This window comes from Paenibacillus taichungensis, assembly GCF_050994985.1.
Taxonomy (GTDB): Bacteria; Bacillota; Bacilli; order Paenibacillales; family Paenibacillaceae; genus Paenibacillus; species Paenibacillus taichungensis.
In genome coordinates, this window is the sequence record NZ_CP194720.1 from 6,642,284 (window position 1) to 6,653,196 (window position 10,913).

General features: G+C 47.0%; 9 protein-coding genes. 1 reads left to right on the forward strand and 8 read right to left on the reverse strand.

The window, feature by feature from the left end; translation table 11 throughout:
* Nucleotides 1-3 precede the first annotated feature (3 nt).
* From ACR1R9_RS29860 to ACR1R9_RS29895, 8 genes are all read right to left on the reverse strand, one after another.
* Nucleotides 4-1,692 carry a PucR family transcriptional regulator gene (locus ACR1R9_RS29860; RefSeq protein ID WP_433922048.1) on the reverse strand — a complete coding sequence of 563 codons (1,689 nt, stop codon included), beginning with the start codon at nucleotides 1,690-1,692 and terminating at the stop codon, nucleotides 4-6.
* 370 nt (nucleotides 1,693-2,062) lie between these two features.
* Nucleotides 2,063-5,281 carry an efflux RND transporter permease subunit gene (locus tag ACR1R9_RS29865; RefSeq protein WP_433922047.1) on the reverse strand — a complete coding sequence of 1,073 codons (3,219 nt, stop codon included), beginning with the start codon at nucleotides 5,279-5,281 and terminating at the stop codon, nucleotides 2,063-2,065.
* 40 nt (nucleotides 5,282-5,321) lie between these two features.
* Complete coding sequence (locus tag ACR1R9_RS29870) at nucleotides 5,322-6,251, reverse strand: TetR/AcrR family transcriptional regulator (RefSeq protein WP_076287732.1); 930 nt, start codon at nucleotides 6,249-6,251, stop codon at nucleotides 5,322-5,324.
* A gap of 299 nt (nucleotides 6,252-6,550) precedes the next feature.
* Complete coding sequence (locus tag ACR1R9_RS29875; RefSeq protein WP_256716718.1) at nucleotides 6,551-6,682, reverse strand: hypothetical protein; 132 nt, start codon at nucleotides 6,680-6,682, stop codon at nucleotides 6,551-6,553.
* A 131-nt stretch (nucleotides 6,683-6,813) separates the two neighbouring features.
* Nucleotides 6,814-7,128 (reverse strand): DMT family transporter, encoded by a 315-nt coding sequence (locus ACR1R9_RS29880; RefSeq protein WP_099857480.1) that lies wholly within the window; start codon nucleotides 7,126-7,128, stop codon nucleotides 6,814-6,816.
* Nucleotides 7,128-7,469 carry a DMT family transporter gene (locus ACR1R9_RS29885; protein WP_024632750.1) on the reverse strand — a complete coding sequence of 114 codons (342 nt, stop codon included), beginning with the start codon at nucleotides 7,467-7,469 and terminating at the stop codon, nucleotides 7,128-7,130. The genes ACR1R9_RS29880 and ACR1R9_RS29885 overlap by 1 nt, the downstream gene beginning before the upstream one ends.
* On the reverse strand, nucleotides 7,466-8,089 hold the full coding sequence (locus tag ACR1R9_RS29890) for a TetR/AcrR family transcriptional regulator (RefSeq protein ID WP_433922046.1): 624 nt from the start codon (nucleotides 8,087-8,089) through the stop codon (nucleotides 7,466-7,468). The genes ACR1R9_RS29885 and ACR1R9_RS29890 overlap by 4 nt, the downstream gene beginning before the upstream one ends.
* Before the next feature lie 126 nt (nucleotides 8,090-8,215).
* Nucleotides 8,216-9,694 (reverse strand): phospholipase D family protein, encoded by a 1,479-nt coding sequence (locus ACR1R9_RS29895; RefSeq protein ID WP_076287568.1) that lies wholly within the window; start codon nucleotides 9,692-9,694, stop codon nucleotides 8,216-8,218.
* 21 nt (nucleotides 9,695-9,715) lie between these two features.
* Here ACR1R9_RS29895 and ACR1R9_RS29900 point away from each other — a divergent pair, with 21 nt between their 5' ends.
* A complete protein-coding gene (locus tag ACR1R9_RS29900) occupies nucleotides 9,716-10,858 on the forward strand; it encodes a MerR family transcriptional regulator (RefSeq protein ID WP_433922045.1) in 1,143 nt (380 codons plus the stop codon).
* Nucleotides 10,859-10,913: the final 55 nt, after the last annotated feature.

Sequence of the window (10,913 nt, forward strand, 5' to 3'; positions counted from 1 at the left end):
AGGTCACGCGAATGGTCCATGAACGTATTCGTATGCATAGATAGCCAGTTCGATGGCGACACGTTTCTCGGGGAGGGTGTAGTCATCACCCAGCAGTGTCTCAATTTTGTGCAATCTGTGATAAAGCGTCTGTCGGACAATAAACAAAGCCGTGGCCGTCTCCTGCTTGGAGCAGCATAGAATAAAATATTGTTTAAGCGTACGTAACAACTGACCGCCTTTTTCGGCATCATAACGAATGACTGGCCCGAGATATTCCTCAATGAAATCATCCAGACTGCCGCTCTGCTTCATGCTGGCAATAATGCGATAACAGTGAAGATTGCTGTAAAAGGGCTGCTGCATCACACCGATGTCCTTCTGAATGCGCAGGGTATCCTTTGCTGCCTCAAGACTGTCTTTCAGACGTGATAGATCAGCGCAGCTGTGACCGATGCCGAACAGACCCGAGAAGAGGCGATGGGTCTGTTCCTGCTCATGCTGCTGCAACTGTTCAATGCAGCGCCATAGACTGCTTTTTCGCTGAGATCCAGGCAGAGGGTCAACAATAATCAGAATGATCTGGTGGTTTAAAACCGTGCTGTACAGTGCAAATCCTTCCCGCGAGAACACGGAACGGGCAACGATGTTACGTTGAATCAGCAGTTTCTGTAGCTTGAGACTGTCTGTGTAGCTGGGATTGCTATCGAACAAAATGACGGTACCTTTTCCAGAAGCAAGCTGGGCGTTGGCAGCAGATACATATTCAAGAATTTCTTTCGCAGAATGATGTCCGTTAAGCCAGTCAATGACCCACATATCTTCCTTATAGCGTCGCTTTTCCTCCATGTATTTGGTACGCATCCAGTCCTGAGCAATGGCTGCTGCACAACGTTCCAGTGCCTGGATGATGAACTCTTCAGAGGGTCTGTTATGCAGATCCTGATCGTGATCCGACAGCTTGTCGAGCATCAGCACCAGATCGGCAAATGCATAATCAAGCGCCTGTACAGGCAGAGTGAGTGCATCCGATGAATGCACCGAATGATTCCTCTGCACGGAATGATCTCCCAAATGCTCTCCCTCGTCCGAATGACCACGACGTGACAACCACTCCTGCCGACGAATCTCCAATTGGGCTGGAGGGCAGTAGGGAACGGCACTTGCTTCCCCATCCAGTGGATATAGCGCTACAGGGTAACCCGTTGTTCGAGACAACAGTCGGAGCAGTGGTTGTACACCGTCTCCATTCAAAAGAAGTTGGTTGAACGAGGTAGTGAGGCTGTCGAGATCAGCGAGCATACGCTGGTGGCTGCGAATCAGGGCGAAATGCAGGTCCTGTGTAATATCGATATAACGTACTTGTTCGTGGAACCAGATCAGTGGAAAATCCTCTTCTGCTGCAAGTTCCTTCATAGGTCCGAGCTGGGACTTGGTGTGAGCCCCCAGTTCGATACAGAGTCCCGCAGCTCCACGAGCAATTAACTGGCGCATGAAAGACAGTCCCTGCTTTTCATCATCCTGCCAGCCAATGCCAGTCGTTAGCACCAGTTCCCCGCCATTCAGCAAGTTGCCTACTTCGGTAACCTCCATAATGTGCACCCAACGCACATATCGCTCCAAGGCCCGTTCACTGGCGAGTACCTCAGCCTTGCGGAACACTGGACGTTTCAGCATGTCTCTCATCTGAATATGCAGCGTCGTTTCCCCCACACAACCACCGTCCTTCCCTCAAATACATGCAGTTTACATACCCGCTTTGTAAGTCGAGCTTCTGAAGAGCGTTTGTCTTGATTATAAGTCTGTTAACAACAGATGAGCTGAAATCTCACGTTCATTTGTTTTATTTCACAAAATGATCTCTTCCTTTTATGAAATAAAACAAATGGGATTATTCCTATGTAGATCTACCTAACATGTAAATGTTGCTGTGACTATTTAAGAGATCGTATCTAAATGTAAAACACCCCTTAGCCGGAGATCAGAATGTACAAACCATTCTAATGCGGACTAAGGGGTGTTCTATGTTAGAAGTTCATCTTAATTCTGAATGATGATTTATTCGATCAACAGAAGGTGTCGATTAATCTTCAATTCTTTTCTTTTTGAACTTCATCAGGAACTCATACACGATTGGCACGATAACCAGAGTCAGCAGCGTGGAGCTGATCAGACCGCCGATTACGGTAATACCGAGACCTTTCGAGATGATCCCTGCGCTTTCTTCAAGTCCTGTCACCAGTGGCAGCAAGGCACCAATGGTAGCCAGAGCTGTCATCAGAATTGGACGCAGACGCGTTGCTCCGGCTTCCAGCAAGGCTTCACGAGTAGGCATTCCCTCTTTTTCCTTGTGAATAACACGGTCGATCAGGACGATGGCGTTGGTGACCACGATACCGATCAGCATCAGTCCACCCATCATGGCAGATACGTCAAGCGTACCCCCAGCTACGAACAGGCCGACCATAATACCAATGACGGTAAATGGCAGGGAGAACAGGATGGCAAATGGCGCCAGTCCACCGCCGAACGTAACAACAAGCACAAAGTACACAATCGCAATGGCTGCTAGCATGGCCAGACCAAGTTGGGTAAACGTGTCATTAATCTGTTCGGTTGTACCACCAAATTTCACTTCAACACCATCTGGCAGGTCCAGTTTGTCGATGTTCGCCTGCAAGTTTGATGATGCTTTTTGCACATCGGAAGCCAGAATGTTGGCTGACACCTGCACAACGACTTTACCATCAATACGCATGATGGAGTTCGGTGAAGTACCTTCTTCCACTTTCGCGACATCTTTGATAGGTACTTCAATGCCGAGTGGTGAAGTGACTTTTTCGTTTTCAATATCAGCAATGCTGGTAAATGTCTTTTTGTCAGTCTCTACATAGACTTTATACGTTTTGTTGTCGATATCCACTTCTGTGAGCACAGGGCGTTCACGTGCAGGACTGAGCGTCATAGCCAGTTGGCCAGCTGTCAGACCCAGCGAGCTCAGTTTCTCCTGATCCGCGACGAGCGTGTATTGCCCGTAGGTATCGGAGAGCGTAGTGTCGGCTTTTTCAAAAGATTCGGTATCTGCTTCAACCAGTTTCAGAATTTCATCCGAAACAGGTTTGATCTGATCTACATTGTCACCATAGATGGAAAGGCTCAAGCTGCTGCCTCCCAGACCCCCGGACATATCAAGCTCATTCCAGGTTCCTACAGTCACTTCTTTTTTCAGACCTTCCACAAGCTGTTCTTTCACTTTTGTAAAGTCTTTCGTATCTTCGTTATATTCGATATAGAAGAGAGCAGAGTTGGAGCTGCCTCCACCCATGCTGCTCAGTGGATTACTGCCGCCGATGGAATACTGCATTTTCTCCAGACCTGGCTGCGTCAGCAACCATTTCTCGGCTACGAGTGCTTCTTTTTCTACATCTTCACGCAAAGCTCCAGTTTCCGGGCTGTACGTAATGGTCACATATTTATCCTGTTGTTCCGGCAAGAAACTTGCACCGATGAACGGATACAGGAACAAACTGCCGACAAGCAGCAATACAGCAACGCCGACGGTGATAAGTTTGTGTGACAATGTCCAGTTCAAGAGTCGTTTGTAAGCTTCCGCCATCTTGCCTGGTTTTTCCTCATGATTCTGCTTGTTCTTCAGACCTTTGCGGAACAGCGTGTGTGCCAGCATAGGTACAATCGTAACAGCTACAATCAGGGATGCCAGCAAAGCAAAGACCATCGTCAAGGCAAATGGCATGAACAGCTCACCGACCATACCACTTACCAGTGCCAGCGGCAGGAATACCGCAATGGTTACGATCGTGGAAGAAAGGATCGGAATGAACATTTCACGAGTAGCTTCCCGGATCAAATCACGGCCTTTAAGTTTCTCTCCCTTGAGTGTCAATCGACGATAGATATTCTCGATAACAACGATGGAGTCATCGACAACCCGTCCAATCGCAACCGTCATGGCACCCAGGGTCATCATGTTCAGCGTAATGTCCATCATATTCAGTGCTGTCAATGCAATGAGCAAGGAGAGCGGGATGGAGATGATGGAAATAATGGTGGAACGAATATCACGTAGGAACAACAGAATAATCAAAATGGCGAACAAAGCACCAAACATCGCTTTGAACAACATCGTGTTTACGGAGTCCTGGATAGGTTTACCTTGGTCGAGCAAAACAGTCAACTCTGCGTTTTTGAATTGCGTCTGCAACTCTTCCGCTTTGTCTTTAACCGCCTTCACGACATCAACGGTATTGGCATCATTGGACTTAACGATGGAGATCCCGATGGATTCCTTACCGTCTGTGCGGGAAATGGATTCCGCCTGACCAATGACTTCAATTTTGGCGATCTCGCTTAATTTAACCGTTGGAATTCCAGGTGCATTAGCGGCACCTGAAGTGCTGCCCACACTGGCATTTCCGCCAGCAGCTTGTCCTGCAGCCTGGTCAGACCCTTGTGCAGAGCCTTGAGCTGCCCCGCCAGCTTGTGCGCCGGCGCCTTGTGGTGCTGTGGCCGAACCACTGCCTGCTCCTGCACTGCTTGGTACAACTGGAATGGCGAGATTTTTCAAATCATCCAGATCGATGATATTGCCATCAACAACAACAGCTTTCTGCGCTTTGTCCAGTTCGAACAGTCCGAGTGGTACACGGACAGAAGAGCCTTGAACGATGCCGTTGACTGTATCTTCAGTCAAACCGAGTTCATTCATTTTTTTCTGGTCAAACTTCAGTTGAACTTCCTTAACATATTGGCCGGAAACTTGGACTTGAGCTACACCGTCAATATCTTCAAGTGCAGGCTGGATATCCGTTTCAACCAGTCGAGTCAATTGCTCCAGATCGCCGCCGTCCTTGTCAGACAAGCTGAGCGAGACAACCGGGAAGGAGTTGATGCTGAACTTGGAAATGGTTGGTTTCTGTACACCATCCGGCAACTGCACCTCATTCAGTGCCTCGCGAACCGCTGCGGTAGCATTATCCAGATCGGTACCATAATCAAATTCGAGGGTGATGGAAGAGGCATTCTCCATGGAAGTGGAGGTGAGTGTCTTAATTCCCTCTACATTTCTTAAGGTCTGTTCGAGTGGTTTGGTGACATCCTCGACAATACCTTCAGGAGCTGCCCCTGGATCAATGGCCGTAACACTCAAGAATGGCACATTGATGTTTGGAATGGTCTCCTGTTTCATCGTCAGTCCGCTGTACAAACCGGCGAAGGAAACGATGATGGTCAGAATCCAGATCGCAAACTTGTTGTTCAGTGAAAAATTAATAATTCCTTTCATACGATGGTTTCTTCTCCTCTCTGTTTCTCCCTATATTTCTTTATTGTTGTGACGAGTCAGCTTGGATAAACCGGCTATACATGGCATCCATAATATGCTGAAGCTCGGAGTGCAATGGCTGGATGACAGGAATGTGATCCAGGTTGCGCATCATGCCCAGAATAATGGCACGTCGCGGTGTGAATTCCATCATTTCCTGTCTCAGGATGGCGATGGTCTCCAGCGCGTCATTGCGTAATTGCCCTGGAGGCATATCAGAAGTGATGATATCCTTCATTTGTTTGATGATATGAATGGGGTGACGCATCATTGTCGAATCTGTATCTGAATCGCTGCTCCATGCTGGCCAATGTTCCAAAGGAACCAGAGGGGCGGGGCGTTGATCGAGCAATCCGCGAGCTGCATAATCAATCGTTTGCAGCATGTTGCTTGCCATCTTGGATACGGTAAGGGAAGGCATTTCCGTAAACCAGATTTTGACGTAGGAGAGGAACAGACCATGCGTGAGCATGATAAGGTCTATGGTATAGGGTTCAATCTCCGGTCCGTACAGATCCTCCAGTTTGTCCTTAAACCAGTGCAGGGTACGGATCTCCAGATCCTTGTTTTTCGGTTTGCACTTTTCCTTGCGATGCTGCTCTTCATCCATCATCATGCTGCGCATTTGCACGCGTAAAAATTCCTTCAGCTCGGATACATGGACAAGTAGTGTTTCAATCTGTTTGTGCAGACGTTCTCTCGAAGTGAGCCCAGCTTCATGTTCAATCTGGGACATTTCGTCCATGAGCGTGAATATGCAGTATTCCATCGTGCTGGCCTCTAATTCCTCTTTGGATTTGAACATGAGGTAGAGGCTTCCTTTTGACATCCCACATATCTCTGCAATCTCCTGCATGGAGGTTGCAGCACTGCCTTTGGCTGAGAACAGCTTGAGTGCTGTGGTAATAATGAGCTTTTTCTTCTCATTCATTTCATGGATAGGGTTCATTAACGATACATCCACCTCACCTGCGGAACTTACGAGTTCTCGAATTGACTTTAGGGTCAAATCAAGTATAAACGATAAAGACAACGGAATTCAAATGGGAGAAAAATGGAAAAAGAAGAGGCGTAATATAAGGGGATTGGAGCATTTTTCCTATAACATGTAGACGCCATAAAGGCTATATAATGAGCGACGAATGTTCATTGCGATATGTATGATAAGTATGAGTACTCAGGTTAGTTAGGGCGAGCAAGCTGAATAGGATGAGTTCAAAATAGTCTATATCAGGCTCCGCCCTTAAAGACGTAAATGGCTAGAAGGATGATGGCTACAAGAGCAAACAAATAAAAGGCTCCGACAGCGATCAGAAAGAAGTAACCGGTAAAAGAACCCATGCGCGCGAACAATTTCTTCATCTTCACGACATCCTTTCTTACGTAACAGAGTGTGAGGAGGTTCCTTTTATATCATATCCCAAAAAGACGACTTCCTGAACGAAGTCGTCTTTATTAATAATTAAATATTATAAAAAATATAATGAAGGTATTTACGTAATCAGTTTCAATCCGATTGCCGCCACCAAAATCATGGCAATAAACAGCAGCCGCTTGGCTTCCTTCCGCTCACCGAACAGGAACATCCCTGTTAACGTACTGCCTACCGTACCAATTCCAGTCCACACCGCATACGCGGTACCCATGGGAATAGACATCATCGCATAGGATAGTAGGGAGAAGCTGAATACGAACGATACAAGCATGAGCACGATATATGGCCAGCCCTTCCGGGAAGAAGCACCATTAATGCCGATGACGCCAAAAATTTCACATATGCCTGCACCCACAATTGCCATCCAAGCCATTATGCTTCACCTCCTTTTGCTGATTGTTGATCCGTGACCAATTTCAGTCCGACCACACCACATAGCAAAAGACCGATTAGCAAAACTTTGGCGAGTGAGAATGCTTCACCAAATAGCAGCATTTCAGTCAGTACCGTACCTGCAGTACCAATCCCCGTAAATACGGCATATACCGTTCCCACAGGCAATCTTTTGGAAGCAGCGATGATTAATCCAAAACTGAGGATGATGGCTAGGGCCGTCAAAGCCCACTCCCAAACATTGGAGGCGTGTTTCAGCCCACTTACCCATACAATCTCAATGAGTCCTCCGATAAATACATATAACCAGTTGCGGTTCATGATGATGAATCTCCTTTCGGCACAACGGGCTGTGCCTCTTGTTTCAGATGATGAATGCCATGCCAGTAGACTGGCCAGGAAGCTTCAATCCGTCTTCGGTATCGACGTGAACTTCCATAAATAATCTCAACTGTGATGCCATCGAGAAAAGTCATATAAGTAATCGCAGCTTGTTCTGCTGGAATAGCCTGTAGTTCCCCCTTGCGCGTCGCCCTTTGCAGCAGTCGTGTCAGTGACCGTTCCATACCGTCCAGAAACGGATAAACGAGATCCATCACTTCGCTATATAGCGAAAGCGGCGGGAAGTAACACATACGCAGCATAAAGCGGGCAGAGGCATTACAGTTATACTCCTGCTCAAACCATATCAGTAAACCCTTCAACCTTTGTTCCAGTGGCAGATCGGCGTGATCACGAAAATATTCCAGCGTTCGACGCTGAACATCCTTAAACGCATGCGCAAGGGTTTGCAAAAACAGGTCATCCTTGCCGCTAAAATGTGCATATATGGACGGTTTTTTAATCCCGACTTCGTCAGCAATTGCTCTTAAGGAGGCTCCTTCATATCCATCTCTTGCAAAATGGAACAGGGCTGCATCCCGAATCAAATGTGCAGTCATTAATTCTCACCTTCCTAACGGTCGTTAGGTAACCTATATTTTCACACTTTATATTCCCTGTCAAGCCACAAAAAACGCCTGCACGATAGTGTACAGGCGGGTTTATGCTAGAGATTTCATTTTCAATTAGAAGGTCGTTAAACCCAAAATCAGCTGCAGCTTATATACGATTTCTTTCAAAAATGTAGTCTTCTCCTGAAATTCATCCAGGTCCAGGGTGAACTCGGCATCTTCATTATTCCATATCCGGTCAAAATAATTCGCGACATCATGAGTGAATGAGTTGTCTGGTGGAGCAGCAACCCAGAGGTCATTTTCCAGATTATAATCATTCATGTTTCTGGGGGTGAAGTTGGTCGATCCTCCAAGGACGATATGATCTCCGGTAGCTTTGGCAATGTACATCATCTTGGTATGATATTGTTCCTTGGTTGTGTTATACCAGCGAATTTGGATTTTGCCATCCGATTTATCATGTAACTCAGCAGCTACAGGACGATTGGGAATACCAGTCTTCTCCTGACCAAAGGCATTTTCGTTCGGGTCGAGTACAAGCCGTATCTCGGTTCCCCGTTTTGAGGCTTCCAGCAGGGCGTCCAATACTTTGGGGGAAGCAATATAGAACATGCCCATCCACAAGGTGTCCCCTTTTGCCGATTGATTGATCTCATGGAGCACCGCGTCATTCACTTTGCCCTCGGTTAGATAACGAATTCGCAAATCTCCCTTATTCGGATCTGTAGAAGGTGCTGTATAGGAAGGAAGTTTTCCCCCGCCTGAGAAATTCAGCACAGCCTGTTCCGACTCAAGGATATCGCCGATGATCGGTCCAGTTATTTCAAAAGCGATGTTTGAATGGTAGGCACTGGCATCATGAATATTACCCGAAGAGACGATGGCCGTTTTTTCACTGACCACCACTTTACGGTGATTGGCTTTCACATTGAGCAACTTAAGGTAGGAACGCACAGTGACATCCGGTCCGTCGGTTGCCATCAGGTTCGGAATCCATCCCTTCCCGGATTGGCCAAACCATTGGAAGAAGGTTCGCCAGACCGCGGAGTACACGGGAGTGGAATCGCGTAAAGGGTCTACATCTGTGATCACTACATGAATTCCAGCCTGTTTCATCTGCTCTAGCAGTGGATTGGGTGCAGAGTTATAGTTGGTGTTCACTTCATCCGTAATGAACCAGATATCCATGTCCGGGTTCTGATTTTTTTTGGCGACGAGTGTTTCCGTGAACTCAGTGCTGACGGGTGGAAAACTCTGACCTTTGTGCTGGTAGTTATTGAATAAAAACATATCAACGACGACGAACTGTTCCGCGTCTTCAACGATCTGTTGCATGCGCTGGAAGATCTGCTGTTCGTGCTCCATCTGTCCGTCAGCAGAGGGGTAAGTCAGATCATGGAGAAATTGCACCTGATCCACACGGTATTCACGACTTTCATAGGAAACGCCGGCTGGTAAAGGTTTATAGGTCTGGTAGAGCATGACGGCGATGAGCCATAGGACCAGTAGTACGAGACCTGTTCGTATGTATGGAAATTTGCCGCGTGAAGACTTGCGGCCTGATGTCTGGCGGCGATAATAAGAAAACAACAATAACTCCCCTTTCTGAACTTGCTGACTTCTATTACCACCCGGATGACAACATTGAAGCAGTGCAAAACCAATTCGATCGATTCAATCGACATGCATATGAGCGTTGTGTATAATGAGTGTATTATTTTTGTGGAATGTTCGGATTTGCATATACCTGACAAGGACGGGATAAGGATTCGTTTAACCTATGAAAGTCCGGCTATTTCAGGAAAGAAAGTAGGTAATAAGGTGTATTCCATCAAACAAGTCGCTGCCATGCTGGGTATTCCGACGGTAACGCTCCGGGCTTGGGAGAATCGGTACAGTGCGGTCACCCCTGAGCGGACGGAATCGGGTTATCGCTTGTACACGGAAGAGAACGTTGCAGATCTGCGCTGGTTGAAAGAGCAAGTGGAGCAGCACCAGACCAATATTTCGGAAGCGGTACGCATGCTGAAGGTGAACAAAACCAGTTCACAGGAAGCTGCTGCAGTGCCTACGTCATTTACGCCACCAGTACCCACGATGGAAGAGGCATATGTACGTATAGCCGATCAGATTTACGACTCGTTATACAACTTTCAGGGCGAACGGGCCAATGGTTTGATTGATTTTGGCTTCACCATGTACGGATATGATTCAATGTTTTATCATGTGCTGGTGCCAATTCTCGTTCGTGTTGGGGATGCGTGGGAGCAGGGCAGGGCTTCGGTCGCTCAAGAACATTTTATGACTCAATTGATTTCACAGCGCTTTTATCAGTTTTTCCATCTGTTCCCGATCTATCCGCATCTGCCCAAAGTTCTAGCCTTGTGCCCGGAAGGGGAGCATCATCAGGTTGGCTTATTGTTGTTCTCCCTGTTTATGCGTAAAAATGGTGCAGAAGTGCTCTATCTCGGAGCTAACACACCTGAAGAAGGAATATATCCAATAATCCGGGAGCAGAAAATACGGTTGATTTGCCTTTCGATTACCAGTTCAGAACTGCTTGAACGGTGTGATCAACTCATAGGACGGATTTTGGACGAGTTCCCTGATATGCGCTTTGTACTTGGAGGGAAGGGCTATGAGCGTGCAGAGAACGCACGTTATCCGCAGTGGATTATGCCCGGAGATTCAGCGGATTGGCAATCATGGATGGAACGTGAGTATTTTGTTGAACATTCGCCTGGGCGAAGATAACGGATTCGTATCTTTTTGAAAATGTATTTTAAAATAAAATGTATAGGTTTAGATA